The sequence below is a fragment of the Mesorhizobium sp. USDA 4132 genome (assembly GCF_056279545.1).
This window is the reverse complement of the sequence record NZ_JBWCCP010000002.1, coordinates 1,515,677-1,533,382: the sequence shown is the minus strand read 5'-3', so window position 1 is coordinate 1,533,382 and position 17,706 is coordinate 1,515,677. Positions and strand designations below refer to the sequence as shown.

Here is a 17,706-nt window from a genome sequence, read left to right as displayed (position 1 = left end):
TTCTTGGGATCATTTCACCGCACCGGCCATCAGCCCGCGCATGTAATAGCGTTGCAAAAGCAGGAAGACGATCAGGCAGGGGATCGTCATGACCGCGACGCCGGCCTGTACCGCGCCCCAGTTGACCGCGCCGAGACGGCCGGCGCGCACTGCCATCATCAGGACGGGCAGGGTGTATTTCTCGTTGCTGGCGAGGAGGATCAGGGCTGCGAGAAATTCGTTCCAGGCATTGAGGAAGGCGAAGATCGCCACCGTTGCGACGCCCGGCAGCACCAGTGGCAGCAGGACGCGCACCAGCAATCGCAGGTCCCGCGCGCCGTCGATGCGCGCCGCCTCCTCGATCTCCTTCGGCACGGCGTCGAAGGCGTTTCGCATCATGAAGACCGAGAAGGGCAGCTGCAGCGTGACGTAGATAAGCGTCAGCCCGAACAGCGAATTGTTCAGCCCGAGCTTAGCAAGAATGATGAACAGCGGGGTCAGGATCGATTGGAACGGGATCATCAGCGTGGCAATGATCAAAACGAACAGCACGTTCTTTAGCGGAAACCGGTAGCGGGAGAAGCCGTAACCAGCAAGTAGGCTGACCGCTACGGTCAGCACAACGGTTGCGAGCGACACCAGCAGCGAATTGATCGTGTGCTGCCAGATTCCGGCGCCGAAACCGTCCAGCGATCCATAGGCATCGAGGCTGAAACCATTGGTCGGCCATGGCGGCAGAGGCGGCAGGCGGGCTTCCGCGCCATGGCGAAACGAGGCCAGAAACGCAATGGCGAAGGGCGCCAAGAAGAACAGCGAAATGGCGATCCCGGTGGCATGATAGGCGCCGTTTGATCGGACGGCCTTGCGCGCACGGCGCTGCTTGGCGGGTGTCGTATTTACAGGTGTCACGGTTTTTCCTCCCGGACGCGAAGCAGCCAGAGTTGGATGATGCTGATGGCAACCAGAATGGCGAGAAGTGCTATCGACAAAGCTGCGCCATAGCCGAGATTGAAGGACACGAAGGATTGGTTGAATATGTAGTAGACTACCGAGATCATCCGGTTCTGCGGCCCACCCGACGTCATGATGTAGAACTGGTCGAAGGCGAGGATCGAGCCGGTCACGGAGATGATCAGTGCCAGGGCGATGGTTTTGCGCATCAAGGGCAGCGTCAGGTGCCGGAAACGCTGCCAGCGGCTTGCGCCATCGATCCGGGCCGCCTCCGTCAGTTCGGCCGGAATGGCCTGAAGACCCGTGAGCAGAATGATCATCGTAAAGCCGGCGATCTTCCAGACGACCATGACGATAATAGTGAGGAAGGCGCTGTCGAAGGTGGCGAGCAGGTTCGGGCTCTTGTCCACCAATCCGAGTGCTTTCAGCGCCGGACCGATGAAGCCGCTGTCGACATTGGCAAGCCACACCCAGAGCAGCGAAGCCGTGGCAAGACCAACGACGACCGGCAGGAAGATGATGGTGCGGTAGGCGCTGACGAAGCGCCGCTGCTTCTCGACGAAGATCGCCAGCGGAAAGGCGACGGCGAAGATCGCGATGGTGACGATGACGGTATAGTAGGCGGTGAACTGCAGCGCAGACATGAAGCGGGCGTCGTGGAACATGCGGACGTAGTTCCTGAACCCGATCCAGCGCGTGCCACCCATCAGCGGCCAGTTGTGCAGGCTCATCCAGCCGGTGAAGATCACCGGGATGATGAAGAAGGCGATGACGAGTGCCATCGCCGGCGCGATGTAGACCAGCCCGCGCAAGCCGGTTCTGCGGGCGCGCCGGCGTCTGGGCAACAGGGTCTTTGAGCCGGAAACAGTCATCCAGGTGCTCCGCAGAGACGGTGGAAAGGTGACCGGAAGGTGGGTTTTCGCCTTCCGGTCGCAGCAGCCTTGGGGAGATTACTGGCCGCTGTCGATGATCGACTGCATTTCGCTTTGCGCATTGGCAAAGGCGCCATCGACGTCGTCACCGAAAATGGCGGCGTTGGTGAAGCTCGCCCAGGGGCCGTTCGCGCTGTTGATCAGGTCGTTGAATTGCAGCGTGTAAGGGGTCTTTGCGACCGCGATCGCGTCTATGCCAACCTGCAGGCGTGGATCGAGACCTTGCAGGACCTTTTCGGCAATATCGCCCCGTGTCGGCAGGCTTCCGTATTTGGCCATGATCTTCTGGCCGTCCTCGGAATAGATATATTCCAGAAATTTCTTGACGGCGGCGATCTTCGGCGTCCCCTTGGTGACGACAAAATTGTCGCCGCCGGCAAAGGACGACGTACCGCCTGTCGCGCCGGGGATCAGCGTTACGCCGAAATTGATATCCGGATGCTCGGTCACCAGCGAGCCGATGGCAAAGGCACCAAGGCTCTGCTGGCCGATCTTGCCGTTGGTGAACGAGAGGAAGTTCACCCCATTGTCGCTGGCGGCGCCCGCCGGCACGAGGTCCTTCTTGACCATGTTGCGGTAGATATTGATGGCCTGGCGCATTTGCGGCGTATCGAGGGTCGCCGCCTTGCCATCGGCCGACAGGATGTCGGCCCCCGAGCCCCAGACAAGCGGGGTGAAGGTGAAGATCATGCAGCCGCCGCAACCGCCGCCGGAAAAGTAGAAGCCATAGGTATCGTCACCCAAGGCGCGGATTTTTTCGGCATTGGCGGTGATTTCGTCCCAGCTTGCCGGCGCCTTTTCCGGGTTGAGACCGGCCTTCTTGTAGAGGTCCTTGTTCCAGGCGAAGACCGAGGTCTCGACCGACAATGGCAGCCCGTAGATGCGACCATGATAGCTACCGAGCTTGACATGGGACGGCGACAGCGAGTTGAAATAGGGCAGGGACTTCGCCCAGTCCGTCAGGTCTTCGAGCTGGCCTGCCGCCGCAAAGGCGGGATTGTAGATCAGGTCCATCGACAGCGCGTCAGGCGCCTGTCCGCCTGCAATCGCCGTCGCATATTTCTGTACCAGTTCCGAGAACGGCACCTCGGTCATCGCGACCTGGCTCTCGTGGCTGGAATTATAGGCTTCTACGGTTTTCTTGAAGGCATCGCCGACACCGGTGCGAACCCACATTTCGACCTTTTCGGCCGCCGATGCGCTGGCTACCAGGCATAGGGTTGCGACGCTGGTCGCAGCCAATAAACGCTTAATCATGATACTCCTCCCAATTTGACGCCATTCTCCCTGGCGCTTTGTTCATTCCCTTGGGGTTTCACCCCCGCACGATTGCCGGACGACCAGCCGGCATGGCAGTTTCCGCACGCCCGGCTCGACGGACCGTCCTTCGGCGAGCGCCAGGACGGTTAATCCCGCCTGCCGCCCCAGTTCCTTCAGTTCCATGTCCACCGTCGTCAGCGGTGGCCGGGTCTGGGCCGCGACAATCTCCCAATTGTCGAAGCCGATCACCGAAACATCTTCCGGCACCTTGATGCCGCGTTCGCGCAGGGCATCCACCGTGCCGCGGGCGATCTGGTCGTTGCCGCAGAACAAGGCATCCGGCTTGTCGCCGGCGCGCTCCCAGAGCAGGCCGACCGCCTCATGGCCCCAGCTTTCCGACCAGACGCCATAAAGCACCTGTTGGCATTCGCCCGCTGCGATGCTGTAGGCATCGGCGCGTTCGCGCACCGAGAAAAAGTCCTTCGGGCCGGTGACATGGACGATCCGGCGCCGCCCGATCGACTGCAGCCACTCGACCGCAAGGGTTGCGCCATATGCATCGTCCGACCGGAAGATGACGCTGTTCGGCGTCCCTTCGGTGAAGGCATAGACGACCGGAACCGACAGGTTCGAGAGATCGACCGGCAAACTCCTGTCCATCCGCTTGCCGGTGGCGATGATGCCGTCCACCTGCTTGTCGAGCATTGCTTCGACATGGATCTGCCCAAGCGCCGGGTCGTCTTCGATGGCGCAGAGGAAAACCGAAACGCCGTGATCGACCAGTGCCTCCGATACGCCAGCCATTACCGGCAAGGTGAATCGGCCGTAGGTGTCGTTGGTGAGAAGCCCGATCGTGAAGCTGCGCTTGCTGAGCAGGCCACGCGCAAGGGCGTTCGGACGAAAACCGATATCGGTGGCCACCCGTTTGACCCGTTCGCGTGTCTCGTCTCCCATGCGGCCGGTGTTGTTCAGAGCTTTCGACGCAGTCGAAATGCTGACCGCCGCTGCGGCTGCAACGTCATGAATCGTAATGCGTTTCTTATTCCTCCCCGTATCCAGCCTCTTGTCCTCCTGTTGCGGTGAGAAAACCTTTTACCAGGGAAATTGTCAAGTGAGAAAAGGTTTTCTCAATTCAGTGGGCCGAGGTTTCAAGATTCCGCGAACCCCTCAGGCAAAAATGGAATTTTGCCTTCTCGCCCCACATAAATGGGCGAAAGCATGGAAAGGAGAGATCATCACAATGACTTCGGAAGACGTCGCCGCCGTACTCGACCCAGTCGACTGGACACTCGTGACCGAGGTGATAGCACGACCTGGTGGCCGGAGCGGCGGTTGGCAACGTTGGCCGAACCGGTGCCAATCGAGGCGGTATGGATTACCTCCGGCACGTCTATGGCCCACTCGTTGATCGCAAATTGGCCGAGCATGGCATACCGCATCCAGCTAGCTCGGCATATGGGCGAAAAGAGCGGATGAAAACATCAGGGGTGGGCTCGTAAAGACCCACCCCTTGGCAATCCTCGGCTCAGAAGAACCCAAGTTTGTTTGGGTTGTAGCTGACCAGCATGTTCTTGGTCTGCTGATAGTGGTCGAGCATCATCTTGTGCGTCTCGCGCCCAAAGCCCGACTGCTTGTATCCACCGAACGCGGCGTGGGCCGGATAGGCGTGATAATTGTTGATCCAGACGCGGCCGGCCTGGATTGAGCGACCGAAGCGGTAGCAACGGTTGGCGTCGCGGCTCCACACGCCGGCCCCAAGGCCGTATATGGTGTCATTAGCGATTTGCAGCGCCTCCGTCTCATTCTTGAACGTCGTGACAGAAACCACTGGGCCGAAGATCTCTTCCTGGAAGACCCGCATCTTGTTGTGGCCCTTCAGGATTGTTGGTTGAACGTAAAAGCCACTGGAAAGGTCCCCGTCAAGGCGCGCGGCATCCCCTCCGATCAGTACTTCTGCGCCTTCTTCCACGCCGATCGTCAGATAGGATAGGATCTTGTCCTGCTGTTCCTGGCTCGCCTGTGCTCCCACCATCGTCTGCATGTCGCGAGGGTCACCCTGTTTGATCGCGCGCACCCGCTCGATGCAGCGTGCGATGAACGCCTCGTAGATGTCTTCCTGGATAAGCGCACGACTGGGGCAAGTGCAGACCTCGCCCTGGTTGAAGGCAAATAGGACGAACCCTTCGACGGCCTTGTCAAGGAACGCGTCATCCTCTGCCATCACATCGGAGAAGAAGATGTTCGGGGACTTGCCGCCCAATTCCAGGGTTACCGGGATCAGGTTTTCGGTTGCCGCCTGCATGATGATGCGCCCGGTCTCGGTGGAGCCGGTGAAGGCGATCTTTGCAATGCGGGGGGATCTGGCCAGTGGGCCTCCCACCTCGGCCCCCATCCCGTTGACGATGTTCAGGACGCCGTCCGGCAGGAGGTCGGCGATCAGTTCCATCAGCACCATGATGGCCGCTGGTGTCTGTTCGGCAGGCTTCAGTACAACGCAGTTGCCGGCGGCAAGTGCGGGGGCCAGCTTCCAGGCGGCCATCAGGATTGAAAAGTTCCACGGGATGATCTGCCCGACGACGCCCAGCGGCTCGTGATAGTGATAGGCGACCGTGTCGGCGTCGATTTCGGACATGGTGCCTTCCTGGGCACGCAACACAGAAGCGAAATAGCGGAAGTGGTCGACTGAAAGCGGGATATCTGCCGCGGTGGTTTCGCGGATCGGCTTGCCGTTGTCCCACGTCTCAGCCTGCGCCAGAAGCTGGAGATTGTCTTCCAACCGGTCGGCGATCTTCAAGAGGATGTTGGCGCGTTCGCTTGCTGAGGTCCGGCCCCAGGCCTCCTTGGCATCGTGGGCCGCATCCAGCGCCAGCTCAACGTCGGCCCCATCCGATCGAGCAACTTCGCAGACCTTTGCGCCAGTGATCGGGGTGATGTTGTCGAAATATCGGCCGTGGACTGGGGGAACGAACTTGCCGCCGATGAAATTGTCATAGCGGTCCTTGAAGGGCGAGACATAGATGCTCGCCGACTTGGTCATGATGTTCATGGAAATACTCCTCCGTGTGATCGGATCCTCCACCCGATCACATCTAGATGCGCCAGAAAGGTCGGCTGGTCAGCCTGGGGGAGAGGGTCAGGGGTCCAAAACGTCCCAAATCTGAGACAGGTGGGCGCGCTATTCGCCGATATGCAGCCGTCTCATGCGCCGGTAAAGGGTTGCTCGACCGATCCCCAATCGCCGAGCGGCCTCCGACACGTTGCCCTCGGCACGAGCAAGGGCACGCATCACGGCGGCTCGTTCCGCAGCGTCGAACCCCAAGCACTCGTCTCCCTCGCCGAAGAGGTCCGACGCAGGGCGGGGTTTAAGCAAACCCGTGGGCTCCAATCTGAATACCCGACGTGCGCCCCGTGTTGCCCCGACGACAAGGTCGTCGGCATCCACAGCCAAAAGCACCGACATCTCGGCGTCGTCCGTATGTGCCACCACGATGCGGGAATTTGGAAATGTAGCGCGGAAGTAATCGGCCTCGATGGACCGCGCGGTCTGCCCCACCATCGCCGAGATGAGCCGATTGAATCCTTCCGTCTGGTCGACCCGGGCAGAAGACACATCGAGCGCGGCGATGATGCCGCCATCGGCACCGAAGACCGGAGCATCCATGCAACTCATCCCAGTATTGCGGGCGAAGAAGTGTTCGTCGCGGTGGATAGTGACGCTTCTTTTCTCGGTCAGGCAGGTGCCTATTCCGTTGGTGCCTTCGCTGGCCTCGCTCCAGTCCGCGCCGGGCCATAGGCCCCATTCCCGGAAGACTGTCAGATCGGAATCCTTGCAGCGCTGATCCAGGATCACACCATCGCAATCGGTCAGAAGAACACCGCACCCTGATGCACCCACCAGGCCAAAGAGATGGTCAAGCCTTGCTGTTGCAACCCTCATGAAGCGATCCAGGCAAGCTCGTCGGTGGTCGAGTTCCGCCTCCTCGACCCGATCGTTCGGTCGGCGCGCCGCCGGATCCAGCCGGTGATGTTCCATTGATCGTCGCCAGGAAGCAGCAAGCGGACTCCGCGCCGCGTCCGATGCGGACGCGATAACCTTTGCAACCCTGTTCACGTGATCGGTTTCGCCGCGGATGATACGTCCTCCCTGGCGGTAAGCTTACCACCTCCTTGGGCTGCGGCAATATGAATCCCGCCGGCAGCCCTGTCTTCGCTTAAACAGGTAATCTGGCCTGGACGTTCCGCGCTAGAGGCGCGAGTGTGCACCGCTGGAATGGCTGGTTAGGCGGCCAGGCGAAGGGCACTTTCCGCTTCCACGATGAATTCGGCCTGGCGGTCGACCTGATTGAAAGGAAAAGCGTCGACCTGAAGCCGCTGCTCACCGGAACCTATCCCCTCGAAGACGCCGGCATGGCATTCGAGGCGGCCTCTGCATGGTGGCAGGCGGTCAGCAATCCCGGGGCAGCCGTCCTTGCCGTCAGTCCGGGCTCCTGTTCCGCGCAGATCGAAGTGGCCTTCCAGCAGCGCGTCCGAAATCGGCATCCGCTCGGGGGATTGGCAGGGCTTGGAAGATCACCTTGCAGCACGATGCGCTTGCGATGACCACGAAGCCTTGGGTCCGGCGTCGGAACGGCCGACATCAGGGCCTGCGTATAGGGATGTGCCGGCGCGCTGAAGATCGATTGCTTCGGCCCGGTCTCGATGATCTTGCCGAGATACATGACCATCACACGATCCGCGACGTGCCGCACGACGGCAAGGTCGTGCGCGACGAAAAGCATCGCCAGATTGCGCTCGCGCCTCAGCCTGGCGAGCAGATTGACGACCTGTGCCTGAACCGAGACGTCGAGGGCCGAGACGGGTTCGTCGCAGACGAGGAGCGTCGGGTTGAGTGTCAGGGCGCGCGCGATTCCAAGCCGCTGCCGCTGGCCGCCTGAAAATTCGGAAGGATAGCGGTCCGCATGTTCCGCACGCAGCCCCACGGATTCAAGCAGCTTGACCGTTTCTTCCCGCCAGCGGGCCTTTGGCATGGCGCCCGGATGCAGCGCCCACGGTTCGGAGATCAGCCGGTCGACCCGCATGCGCGGATTAAGTGACTGGTATGGGTCCTGGAAGACGACCTGCATCTTGCGGCGCAATTCATGCAACTCCCTTCCGCTCGCTTTGGTGATTTCCACGCCATCGAGAACGGCGCTGCCGCTGGTAGCCGGCCCGAGCTTCAGGAGCGTCCTGACCAGGGAAGTCTTGCCGCAACCGCTTTCGCCGACAAGGCCGAGCGTCTCTCCGCGGGCGATCTCGAAGCTGACGTCGTCGACTGCGCGCACCGGCGTCGCGCCGCTGCCGAAGTGCCGGGAAAGGTTTTCGACTTTGAGAAGAGGCTGGTTCATGCTGGCGATACCGGGAAATGGCAGGCGGCCTGGCGGCCCGGCCCCACGGTTTCAAGGGGAGGGACGACCTCGGCGCAGAGCCCTTCAGCGCGCGGACAGCGCGTCCTGAACGCGCAGCCCGAAGGAAGGGCGACCGGATTGGGCGCTGAGCCGGGGATCGGCACCAGTTCGTCCTCATCGGTATCGACGCGCGGCTGCGAGGCGAGCAGGCCGACGCTGTAGGGATGTCGTGCATCCTCGAAAAGTTCGAAGACATTTGCGGTCTCGACGATCCGGCCGGCATACATGACGGCGACGCGGTCCGCGAGTTCGGCCACCACGCCCAGATCGTGGGTGATGAAGATCATTCCTGCATCGCAGCGTTTGCGGATTGTGGCCAGAAGATCAACCACCTGCGCCTGGATCGTGACGTCGAGCGCCGTCGTTGGCTCGTCGGCGATGATGACATCCGGTTCGAGTGCTACGGCCATGGCGATCATGATGCGCTGGCGCATGCCACCGGAAAATTCGTGCGGATATTGGCGCGCCCGACGTTCAGGATCGGGAATGCCGATTGCCGTCAGGAGGTCGATCACGGCCTTCTCGACCCCGCCCTCGGGGTTGCGGCCGTGGATACGGTACATCTCCGCGATCTGCCAGCCGACGGGATAGACGGGATTGAGTGCCGCAAGCGCATCCTGAAAGATGAGGGCGATGCGGTTGCCGCACAGATCTCGCCGCTCGTTGCGCGAAAGCTTCAACAGTTCCGCCCCGTCGAAGCGGATCGACCCCCGGTCGATCGCGCCCGGAGGGTTGGGAACGAGGTCCATGATGGCAGATGCAGTCACAGACTTGCCGGAGCCGCTTTCGCCAAGAAGGGCCAGGACTTCACCGCGTTCCAGCGAGAAGGAGACGCCATTGAGTGCGAATATGCGGCCGGACGCCGTATCAAAACTGACTTGCAGATCCTCGACTTCGAGAAGGGCCATCAGCGCCTCCGGCTTACAAGGCGCCAGTGCTGCGACGGATCGTTGACGATCCGGAACCAGTTGGCGAGCAGGTTGAAGGACATGGTGGTGAGCATGACGGCGAGGCCGGGGAAAAAGCCGAGCCACCAGGCGGACGACAGATAGCCCTGGCCCTGGGCGACCATCAGGCCCCAACTCACCGAAGGCGGCTGAATGCCGAGGCCGAGATAGCTGAGGCCGGATTCGAACAACATGACCATGGCGAGATTGACCGAGGCGAGCGTCAGCATGGTGGGTGCGACGCTAGGGAGGATGTGGGTGCGCAGGATCCAGGTCGGTCCGCCACCGAAGACGCGCGCCGCATCGACGAAAAGTCGTTCGCGGACCTCGAGCGTTTCCGCTCTTGCGACGCGGATATAGGCCGGCATTCGAGTGACGGCGAGCACGATCACGAGGTTGCTGACGCTCGGACCGAACAGATAGAGGCCGAAGAGTGCCACCAGCAGGGTCGGGAAACCGAGGATGATATCGCAGATCCTCATGATGACGTTTCCGACGATGCCGCCGAAATACCCGGCGATCACGCCCAGCAGCGTTCCGCCGATCAGGCTTGTCAGCACGGTCACCACGGCGATGCCGATCGTGGTTGAAGCCGCCTGGATGAGGCGGACGAGGAGCGGCCGTCCGAGTGCGTCGGCACCCAGCCACAAGGTCCAGGACTGGCCGAAGTCGAACGGCGGCAGGTTGCGCGCCTTCAGCGAAATGCGGTTGTCGCCCAGGAGCGACAGAGAATCGGTGAGGATGGCGAGCACGACGATCAGCAGCCAGATCGCCGCGGCGACGGCCATCGAGTCACCCGCGAGCGCACGCAGGAGCCAGAGGATGCGGCGGCTGCGGCGCTCGCGGGCCGGGAGGAATTCGGCAGACGTGTCTGTCATTCGACCCTCACGCGCGGATCGATCGAGGCATAAAGCATGTCGACCAGGATATTGATGACGAAGATCACGACAGCGACGGCAAAGATCGATGCCTGGACGATCGCGAAGTCGCGTTTCAGAATGCCGTCGATCAGGAGTTTGCCGATGCCGGGAAACCCGAAGACCACCTCGACGACGCCGCCACCGCCGGCAAACTGGGCGGCAAGGTCGCCAGTCACCGTGACTGCGGGAAGGAGAGCATTCCGAAGCGCGTGCACGAAGGTGACCCGTCCGTCACGCGCGCCCTTGGCCCGCGCCGTCCGGACGAATGTCGCATTCAGCGCTTCAATCATCGAGCCGCGGACGATCTGCACCAGAGTTCCGAAAGGTCGGGCAAACAGGCAGGCGACGGGTAGCACCCAGTAAATCGGGCCGCCGAAGCCTGACGTCGGCAGAATGCGGAAGGTGACCGCAAACAGAAGCACGCCCATCAGGCCGAGCCAGAAATCCGGCACGCTTGCAGCTGCCTGCGACAGGACATTGACGCCCCGGTCGATCCAGCCACCGGCATTCACGGCAGCAATGGATCCCATGACGATCGCGGCGGTGAAGGCCAGAGCCAAGGCGATGGCGCCAAGTGCCAGCGTGTTCGGCAGCGCCTCCAGCACCACGTCCATGGCCGGGCGATTGTGCCAGAGAGACATTCCGAAATCGAGGCTGAGAATATCCCAACCCCAATCGAAGAACTGGGCCAGGAGCGAGCGATCGAGCCCAAGGCGGATGCGCATGGCTTCGCGCGCCGCATCCGAAGCGTCGACCGGCAGGTAGAGATTGACGGGATCGCCCGTCAACCGCACGAGGAAGAAAGCGGATGTCATCAGCGCCGCAAGCGCGAGCGCCGCGAAGGCCGCACGTTTCAGGAAATAGGTGAAGGACATCCGCTCTCCTCAAGCGACATACAAGCCGTCGGTCGGGCAGATCAACGGTAACTGATCGACTTCAGCTTGATCTCGTTGCCGGCCTGCACATCAGGCATATAGTTCACGTTCTTGGCGACACGGGCGATTGTGACCATGTGAAAGAGCGGTGCGATGTTGACCGTATCGACGGCGATGTACTTGAAGGCTTGCTGGAACAACTTCTTGCGCTCGTCACCGGTCGCCTTCGAGGCATCGGCGATCAGCTTGTCGAGACCGGCGTCCGTGATGGTCGACTGGTTGCCATCCGTGGTAAAGCGGTTCGGCAGCGTGAACACGGCATCGCCCTCGGCATTGTCGATCTGCGTCTGCAGGATCGAGGGCGGGCGATCCTTGTTCCACGGCTTCAGCAGCCGCTTCAGCCACGGGCTTGTCTCGAGCATTTCAAGCCGAGCGTTGAAACCGGCATCCGCCAACATGGCCTGAATAGCCTCCAGGCTTTCGGACGAGTTCGGATAGATGCCGATGCGGCCGTAGATGACGATTTCCTTGTCGACCGGCACGCCATCCGCCTTGGCGGCCGCAAGCAGGGACTTCGCCTTTTCCGGATCGTAGTTCCAAACGGGAATGTCAGGATTGAAGCCGAAGACCGACGGTGGCACGACCTGCATCGCCTTTTGAGCGTCCTTGTGGAAGATCGTTCCGATGAGGCCATCCCTGTCGATCGCAAGGTTGAGTGCTTCGCGAACGCGCTTGTCGTTGAGGGGTGCAATCTGCGCATCGATCCTCAACAGCGAGGTTTCGGCGTTTGGGAAGGCATGATCCTGTCCGGTGGTGCCGTCCTGGGGTGCGATTTCATAGGCGATCTGCGCTTCGCCGGTGTCGACCATCGCGGCCCGCACCGCGGACTCGGAGCGCCAGATGATCGTCGCTTTGGGAATTGCCGGCTTGTCGCCCCAATAGCCTTCATAGGCCGCGAGACCGACCGACTGGCCGGGCGTCCACGCGACCAGCTTGTAAGGTCCGGTTCCAGCTGGGTTGCGCGTCTTGGCGTCGCCCGGGGTTGCCGGCGAACCGATGTCCAGGGCGGACAGTTTGTTCGGGAGGATCGGCTCGACAACGTCCGTCTTTACGAGGAGGGTCGTTGGGTTCACGGCTTCTGCATTGAGTTTGATGCCCTTGAGCGTGGCTTGTCCCACTTCGCAGGCGAGGGCCGGATCCTGGGCCCGCTTCAGAGCCGCGATGACCGCATTGGCATCGAACGCCTTGCCGTCGTGGAAGGTCACGCCTTGGCGCAGCTTGAACTCCCAGGTCAGGCTATCGACCTGCCGCCAGCTGGTGGCGAGGCTCGGGACGACAGAACCATCCTTGGGGCTGAGATTGACGAGCGCTTCGGTGATGTTGTTGTGCAGAATGCGTGAATTGCCCGAGAGGTCTGTATCGCACGGGTCGAGCGATTTCGGCTCGTCCGTCACCACGACCGTCAGCTTGTCCGGGGCCGCGCGAGCGGGAATTGCGACGCTTGCCGCCAACGACATTGCAAGCCCCATGCTCAACGCATGGATAGCCGTGATCTTCTTCATGAGAGCCCTCCTCCAAATCCAATCGAACCGCATACGGCGCTTCGGTGATCTCTTCCTCAAAGTCATCCGGGTCCGCGGGGACAGCCCGCGCTCAAATGGCTTTACTTCCTCCTGCAAGTGCGTAGTGTCAAATATGACACTTGCGACCCCAACATGCTCGTTCGATCTCAAGAAGTCAAGGCAGGCAATCCGCATATGGAATTTGAAGTTCATGATTGAACCAAAGCATGGGTCTCCGGTGGTGGAAAAGACGGCGCATCTGCTTGAGGCGGTCGCCGATGCGAGGACCGGAATTTCGCTCGGCGCATTGGTCGATCAGCTCGGAGTGCCTCGTTCGACCGTGTATCGCATCCTCAATTCACTGACCGCGCATGGGCTTGTGGCTCGGGTGAATGGCGGAGCTTCCTACGAGCTGGGGCCGAAATTCGTGCAGCTCGCGCGGCGTATTTCGCCCGGCGCGGATAGGGTGACGTTGATCGAGGCGGCGAGGCCGATCCTGGCAGCTGCGGCCGACAGGATCTACGAATCCTTCAGGCTGGCGGCACCCGAAGGTAATGAAATGATGACGATATTTGCGGCTTCCAGCCCTGGCGACTACGCCCTGTTCATCAAGGTCGGCGGGCGTTCGCGCAAGCATGTCGGTGCGGCCGGCAAGCTTGCTCTGGCCTATTCCGACTACAACGAGATCGAGGTCTACTGCGCCGGCGGGCTAGAGGCCCGGACGCCGTATACGATCACCGATCCTGAGACGTTGAAGGAAGCGCTCGCTGAAATTCGCCGCAGCGGAAGTGCGGAAGACAATCAGGAATCCAATCTCGGCCTGCGAGCTTTCGCCGCTCCCATATTCGATTCTGCAAGTCGCCTGGTCGCCACCGTCAGCGTGCCGTTCATCGGCGAGGCGACGCCGGAGCGCGCTCGATCAATCAAGCGCGAAGTCCTTGACGCCGCTGCCATGGTGATGAAGGCTATCAACGGCGTTCATCCGATGTCCAAATAAGAGACTAAAAATTCTCTATTGAACTATAGTTTCGTTGTGCTAGACCTCGCAGCCGGACAAACGGAGGTTATCATGACGGCTTTGGACCCATTGGTTTACGCAAAGCTTTTGCGGACAAATTCTGCGACCCTGAGTAGCTTGCTGCTGAAGCGTGGGCTCAGGAACACCGCGGTTCGCGGCGTGCGACCGCTGGCCGCCGCCGACAAGCCGATGATCGGCCCGGCCGTCACCGTTCGCTACATTCCCGCCCGGGAAGACATCGACGGTTCGACCTATAGTTCCGATCCGTCCAATCAGCAGCGTAAGGCGATCGACACGATGCCCGAGGGGCACGTTCTCGTGTTCGATTGCCGCGAGCTGGCGGAGATTGCCGGGATTGGCGCGATGCTGGCCCGGCGCCTTGTCTACCGCGGATGCGCTGGCCTTGTGCTGGATGGCGGCGTTCGCGATACGACCGATATCGCCCAGCTCGGGCTCCCGACCTATTGCATGGGCCCGGCGGCTCCGGCCAATCTGGTTGCCCACCACGCCTCGGATATGAACCAGCCGATCGCCTGCGGCGGTGTCGCGGTTTATCCCGACGACATCATCTTCGGCGACAGCGAGGCTGTCATCGTCATCCCCCGGGAATATGTGAACGAGATCGCTGACGAAGCCGTTGCAATGGAGGAGCAGGAGGAGTTCCTGAAGCTGGAGATCGAGTCTGGCAAATCGACACTTGGCGTCTATCCGCCAAACAGGGAAACCCTCGAGCGGTTCGAGGTTTGGCGTAAGGCTCGTGTTGACGCCGTTTGACGCCTACAACCGCCAGTCCGGCTGGTTCAGCCCGGTAACTTGCTGAGCGGTGATGTTCAGGTTAACTGCAGCTGAAAGATTTTGCGGCTATCTCGCCGTCATGAGCCAGAGTCCTGTCAAGCTTGCGGCGTAAGCCGCCAAGCCTGAGCGACATCTGGCATCTGGACGAGGTGGTCGTGACGATCAGCGTCATCTGGCACTTCTTAATCGCAGGAATGCGGCGCTGGCGTGCGAGCCTCTTGCAATAAGATGGAGCGACCACGGGCGAGAATGACGCGGGGGCTGCGAGCACTGATGGAGTTCGCCGATCAGGAGCCCGTCTTCGGCCTTCCTAGCCGTTCCACGGATTGATCATATCAATACCGAAACCTTCAAAATCTTTGGTGTTGCGCGTCGCGAGGGTGAGATGGTGTGCTATCGCGGTGGCGGCGATTAATCCGTCCATTGAAGCCAGTCCGCGGCCACTCTGCTTGGCAAGCGCCATGAGATCGCCCCACGACAGGGCAACAGGCTCTTCCACCGGAATCACTCGCCCCTCGAAACGCTGCGGCAGGTCATGCGAAAGCCATTCCGCCAGAGTGTCGCGTTTTCGCCCGCTATCCATCAAAGCGACGCCTCGGCGGATTTCTGCGATTGATATGACGCTGATATAGGCGCGGTCTTCGTCGAGCCCGCCAAGCCATTCTAAAACGCGTGCGTCGGGATGGGGCTTTGTTACTTCAGACAGAACGTTGGTGTCGATGAGCAGTTTCACAGCGGCAGATCACGTGGCTCATCGCGTTCACGATCCAGATCCAAGCCGGCACCGCGGAGCGGCGAGTCCATGAGGAATTCTGCAAGTGATCCTTTGCGTGCTATTTTCCGCTGCCATTCTTCCGCCGAAACGACAACCACGCTTGGTTTTCCGTTCCGCGTGATTGTCTGGGGCGCTGATTGTGCTCGCTCGATGACCTCGGAGAGTTTTGCTTTGGCGCCGGCGACCGTCCAGATCCTATCATCGTGTGCTGATGGCCGCATTGCTCACTCCTGACTATAATGACCATCATGACTATATGAGGCGGTGAGCTCGAGCGCAAGCCTTCGCAGCAATTCGTTCGCTGAAAAAACTAGATAACGCCTTTGCTGAAAATGAAGCATCCATAGGGGCCTGGATCGGAGGTTCTTACGATCGCAAACGATTTTTTTGCTTCTTCATAAAATGTGAAACGCTCCAAAGCCTCCATTTGGACCGATCGCCCTTCAGCTTGATCTATGACCTTCTGTATCGTCGCGAAGATTGGCGCCTGACCAGCGACGTCACCGACAACTTGCATCCGTTTCACCGGCGCGTCGGCGAAGGTGTCGAGAGGAAAGAGTTTCAGAACAGCTTCCGCAAGACGCTCGAGGCCGCAGCCGGAAACGTCGATGAGGCGGCTGTAGGTTGTATGTCGGGCGATTGTCTGGGCGGGATGGTTGATGTCGCACAAGACCAGTTGGTCGCCGTGCCCCATCAGCATCAAAGCATGCATCAGTTCAGCATTTAACACCGGATCGATTCCCCTCAGCACCTCGTTATTCTCCCTCTGAATCAGGTCAATTCTTTACGAATGAAGGAATGTTTGTAATGTTCGTAACTGCAGCGGTGTCCTCCGTGCATTTTTTTCTCCGTTATCCTTGGTGATCTGGATCGATTGCAGCTTTTCATGGCTCAGCGAAGCCGTTGAGAATGCGCGCCGGCAGATGGCAAAGAAATCTCGACCGAGAGACTTTACAATATTTTGCCGCTATGTGAAGTCTATGGGACGGATGACGTCCTCCCAAGATAAGCCGGATGGCGACAGGTCTAGCTGATGGCTTTACCTGTCGCCGCCCTCCAGGAGGATCGATCAAACGGCGCGAGGAGTGCGCGGCGCCGCAGGAGGAGGACAGCTTTTGGCATCGATGAATATCGTCAATGTCGGAAAGGCCTATGGAAGCCTGACGGTGATCCATGGGGTTTCCGTCGAAATTCCCGACGGCGAATTCGTCGTCCTGGTGGGGCCGTCCGGTTGCGGAAAATCGACATTGCTGCGCATGGTCGCCGGTCTCGAGCCGATAACTTTCGGAGACATTCGCATCGACGGCAAGGTGGTCAACGACCTGCCGCCGAAGGACCGCGATATCGCCATGGTATTTCAGAGCTATGCGCTCTATCCGCATAAAACGGTGGCCGAGAACATGGGTTTCGCCCTGAAGATGCGCGGCGAGACCAGGGCGGATATTGACGAGCGCGTGCGCAAGGCTGCCGAGATACTCGACCTAATGCCGTATCTTGCGCGTTATCCTCGCCAGCTTTCCGGGGGCCAGCGCCAGCGTGTGGCGATGGGAAGGGCGATCGTGCGCGATCCCAAGGTGTTCCTGTTCGATGAGCCGCTCTCCAACCTCGACGCCAAGCTGCGCGTACAGATGCGCGCCGAGATCAAGGAACTGCAGCGGCGGCTGGCGACGACCATGATCTATGTGACGCACGATCAGGTGGAGGCCATGACCATGGCCGACCGGATCGTGGTGCTGCGCGACGGGCGCGTCGAGCAGATCGGTTCGCCGCGGACGCTCTACGATACGCCGGCAAACACCTTCGTTGCCGGTTTCATCGGCTCCCCGTCGATGAACCTGATCAAGGGGCATATCCGCGCAGCCGCGGAGCCGTTCTTCGAGGCCGATGAGGGCATTCGACTGCCGCTCGACCGCGCACCTGCGGGCTCGGACGGGCGGCCGGCTTTTTACGGCATCCGGCCGGAGCATTTCACGCTCGGCGGCGCGGTCAGCGCCCATGTGACGGTCGTGGAATCGACCGGATCGGAAACGCAGGTCTTTGCAAGGCTCGGGCAGCAGAAAATCATCGGCGTTTTCCGCGACCGCATCGAGGAACCTTCGGACCGTGTGATCGCGATGACGCCGAACGCAAACCTCGTCCATCTGTTCGATGCCGAGAGCGGACTGAGGCTCGACTGAGAGTTTGGCTGGCGCTTCGAGGAGGGGGCGTCGGCAGCCACGAACGGTGGCGTTCTATCAAAGGGAGGAGA

Annotated in this window: 17 protein-coding genes and 1 pseudogene; 4 read left to right on the top strand and 14 right to left on the bottom strand. The window is 60.7% G+C overall.

Translation table 11 applies throughout. The annotated features are described in order from the left end of the window. Positions 1–9: 9 nt before the first annotated feature. The 6 genes from ACZ9IU_RS29955 to ACZ9IU_RS29930 all read right to left on the bottom strand — a co-directional run bounded on the left by ACZ9IU_RS29955 (position 10) and on the right by ACZ9IU_RS29930 (position 7,233). The gene (locus tag ACZ9IU_RS29955; protein WP_040124165.1) at positions 10–888 is read right to left on the bottom strand and encodes a carbohydrate ABC transporter permease; all 879 of its coding nucleotides are present in this window, start codon (positions 886–888) and stop codon (positions 10–12) included. Then, entirely contained in the window at positions 885–1,802 is a 918-nt protein-coding gene (locus ACZ9IU_RS29950) for a carbohydrate ABC transporter permease (RefSeq protein WP_040124167.1), read from the bottom strand. Before ACZ9IU_RS29950 ends, ACZ9IU_RS29955 begins: the two co-directional genes overlap by 4 nt. A 78-nt stretch (positions 1,803–1,880) precedes the next feature. Then, positions 1,881–3,119: an ABC transporter substrate-binding protein gene (locus ACZ9IU_RS29945; protein ID WP_040124168.1), complete on the bottom strand. Its 1,239-nt coding sequence runs from the start codon at positions 3,117–3,119 to the stop codon at positions 1,881–1,883. 42 nt (positions 3,120–3,161) lie between these two features. Beyond that, positions 3,162–4,094, bottom strand: coding sequence for a LacI family DNA-binding transcriptional regulator (locus ACZ9IU_RS29940; protein WP_477489908.1), 933 nt, complete (start codon positions 4,092–4,094; stop codon positions 3,162–3,164). Positions 4,095–4,647: 553 nt separating this feature from the next. Continuing rightward, a complete protein-coding gene (gene adh / locus ACZ9IU_RS29935) occupies positions 4,648–6,159 on the bottom strand; it encodes an aldehyde dehydrogenase (RefSeq protein WP_498957853.1) in 1,512 nt (503 codons plus the stop codon). A gap of 138 nt (positions 6,160–6,297) precedes the next feature. Further along, positions 6,298–7,233, bottom strand: coding sequence for a helix-turn-helix domain-containing protein (locus tag ACZ9IU_RS29930; protein ID WP_498957840.1), 936 nt, complete (start codon positions 7,231–7,233; stop codon positions 6,298–6,300). Positions 7,234–7,409: 176 nt separating this feature from the next. On the opposite strand from ACZ9IU_RS29930, the pseudogene ACZ9IU_RS29925 reads away from it, so the two are divergent. Next, a pseudogene (locus tag ACZ9IU_RS29925) lies at positions 7,410–7,550 on the top strand (L-idonate 5-dehydrogenase); the annotation flags it as partial. Here the strand turns inward: ACZ9IU_RS29925 and ACZ9IU_RS29920 are convergent. From ACZ9IU_RS29920 to ACZ9IU_RS29900, 5 genes are read right to left on the bottom strand one after another with little or no spacing between them, the layout of a single operon-like run. After that, a complete protein-coding gene (locus ACZ9IU_RS29920; RefSeq protein ID WP_040124173.1) occupies positions 7,508–8,506 on the bottom strand; it encodes an ABC transporter ATP-binding protein in 999 nt (332 codons plus the stop codon). The pseudogene ACZ9IU_RS29925 and the gene ACZ9IU_RS29920 overlap by 43 nt on opposite strands. Then, entirely contained in the window at positions 8,503–9,474 is a 972-nt protein-coding gene (locus tag ACZ9IU_RS29915) for an ABC transporter ATP-binding protein (protein WP_040124174.1), read from the bottom strand. The genes ACZ9IU_RS29920 and ACZ9IU_RS29915 overlap by 4 nt, the downstream gene beginning before the upstream one ends. Further along, positions 9,474–10,391: an ABC transporter permease gene (locus ACZ9IU_RS29910; RefSeq protein ID WP_040124176.1), complete on the bottom strand. Its 918-nt coding sequence runs from the start codon at positions 10,389–10,391 to the stop codon at positions 9,474–9,476. The genes ACZ9IU_RS29915 and ACZ9IU_RS29910 overlap by 1 nt, the downstream gene beginning before the upstream one ends. Then, positions 10,388–11,308 carry an ABC transporter permease gene (locus tag ACZ9IU_RS29905; protein ID WP_040124178.1) on the bottom strand — a complete coding sequence of 307 codons (921 nt, stop codon included), beginning with the start codon at positions 11,306–11,308 and terminating at the stop codon, positions 10,388–10,390. Before ACZ9IU_RS29905 ends, ACZ9IU_RS29910 begins: the two co-directional genes overlap by 4 nt. Before the next feature lie 41 nt (positions 11,309–11,349). Continuing rightward, on the bottom strand, positions 11,350–12,870 hold the full coding sequence (locus ACZ9IU_RS29900) for an ABC transporter substrate-binding protein (protein WP_040124180.1): 1,521 nt from the start codon (positions 12,868–12,870) through the stop codon (positions 11,350–11,352). 211 nt (positions 12,871–13,081) lie between these two features. On the opposite strand from ACZ9IU_RS29900, the gene ACZ9IU_RS29895 reads away from it, so the two are divergent. Together ACZ9IU_RS29895 and ACZ9IU_RS29890 are read left to right on the top strand one after the other, a co-directional pair. Then, entirely contained in the window at positions 13,082–13,867 is a 786-nt protein-coding gene (locus ACZ9IU_RS29895) for an IclR family transcriptional regulator (protein ID WP_040125697.1), read from the top strand. A gap of 72 nt (positions 13,868–13,939) precedes the next feature. Continuing rightward, positions 13,940–14,662 (top strand): ribonuclease activity regulator RraA, encoded by a 723-nt coding sequence (locus ACZ9IU_RS29890; RefSeq protein ID WP_040124182.1) that lies wholly within the window; start codon positions 13,940–13,942, stop codon positions 14,660–14,662. Positions 14,663–14,993: 331 nt separating this feature from the next. Here ACZ9IU_RS29890 and ACZ9IU_RS29885 read toward each other — a convergent pair whose 3' ends face one another. The 3 genes from ACZ9IU_RS29885 to ACZ9IU_RS29875 form a co-directional block, all read right to left on the bottom strand. Next, entirely contained in the window at positions 14,994–15,416 is a 423-nt protein-coding gene (locus tag ACZ9IU_RS29885) for a type II toxin-antitoxin system VapC family toxin (RefSeq protein ID WP_040124183.1), read from the bottom strand. Next, positions 15,413–15,679, bottom strand: a complete 267-nt coding sequence (locus ACZ9IU_RS29880; protein ID WP_040124185.1) for a type II toxin-antitoxin system Phd/YefM family antitoxin — start codon at positions 15,677–15,679, stop codon at positions 15,413–15,415. Before ACZ9IU_RS29880 ends, ACZ9IU_RS29885 begins: the two co-directional genes overlap by 4 nt. Before the next feature lie 89 nt (positions 15,680–15,768). Next, positions 15,769–16,209, bottom strand: a complete 441-nt coding sequence (locus ACZ9IU_RS29875; protein WP_040124186.1) for an RbsD/FucU family protein — start codon at positions 16,207–16,209, stop codon at positions 15,769–15,771. A 364-nt stretch (positions 16,210–16,573) separates the two neighbouring features. On the opposite strand from ACZ9IU_RS29875, the gene ACZ9IU_RS29870 reads away from it, so the two are divergent. Further along, positions 16,574–17,635: an ABC transporter ATP-binding protein gene (locus tag ACZ9IU_RS29870; protein ID WP_040124187.1), complete on the top strand. Its 1,062-nt coding sequence runs from the start codon at positions 16,574–16,576 to the stop codon at positions 17,633–17,635. Positions 17,636–17,706 lie beyond the last annotated feature (71 nt).

Excerpts from the sequence above, each read along its gene's own strand:
- ACZ9IU_RS29950 (WP_040124167.1), bottom strand. The coding sequence starts at position 1,802 with ATGACTGTTTCCGGCTCAAAGACCCTGTTGCCCAGACGCCGGCGCGCC.
- ACZ9IU_RS29945 (WP_040124168.1), bottom strand. The coding sequence starts at position 3,119 with ATGATTAAGCGTTTATTGGCTGCGACCAGCGTCGCAACCCTATGCCTG.
- adh (WP_498957853.1), bottom strand. The coding sequence starts at position 6,159 with ATGACCAAGTCGGCGAGCATCTATGTCTCGCCCTTCAAGGACCGCTAT.
- ACZ9IU_RS29920 (WP_040124173.1), bottom strand. The coding sequence starts at position 8,506 with ATGAACCAGCCTCTTCTCAAAGTCGAAAACCTTTCCCGGCACTTCGGC.
- ACZ9IU_RS29915 (WP_040124174.1), bottom strand. The coding sequence starts at position 9,474 with ATGGCCCTTCTCGAAGTCGAGGATCTGCAAGTCAGTTTTGATACGGCG.
- ACZ9IU_RS29910 (WP_040124176.1), bottom strand. The coding sequence starts at position 10,391 with ATGACAGACACGTCTGCCGAATTCCTCCCGGCCCGCGAGCGCCGCAGC.
- ACZ9IU_RS29905 (WP_040124178.1), bottom strand. The coding sequence starts at position 11,308 with ATGTCCTTCACCTATTTCCTGAAACGTGCGGCCTTCGCGGCGCTCGCG.
- ACZ9IU_RS29900 (WP_040124180.1), bottom strand. The coding sequence starts at position 12,870 with ATGAAGAAGATCACGGCTATCCATGCGTTGAGCATGGGGCTTGCAATG.
- ACZ9IU_RS29895 (WP_040125697.1), top strand. The coding sequence starts at position 13,082 with ATGATTGAACCAAAGCATGGGTCTCCGGTGGTGGAAAAGACGGCGCAT.
- ACZ9IU_RS29890 (WP_040124182.1), top strand. The coding sequence starts at position 13,940 with ATGACGGCTTTGGACCCATTGGTTTACGCAAAGCTTTTGCGGACAAAT.
- ACZ9IU_RS29880 (WP_040124185.1), bottom strand. The coding sequence starts at position 15,679 with ATGCGGCCATCAGCACACGATGATAGGATCTGGACGGTCGCCGGCGCC.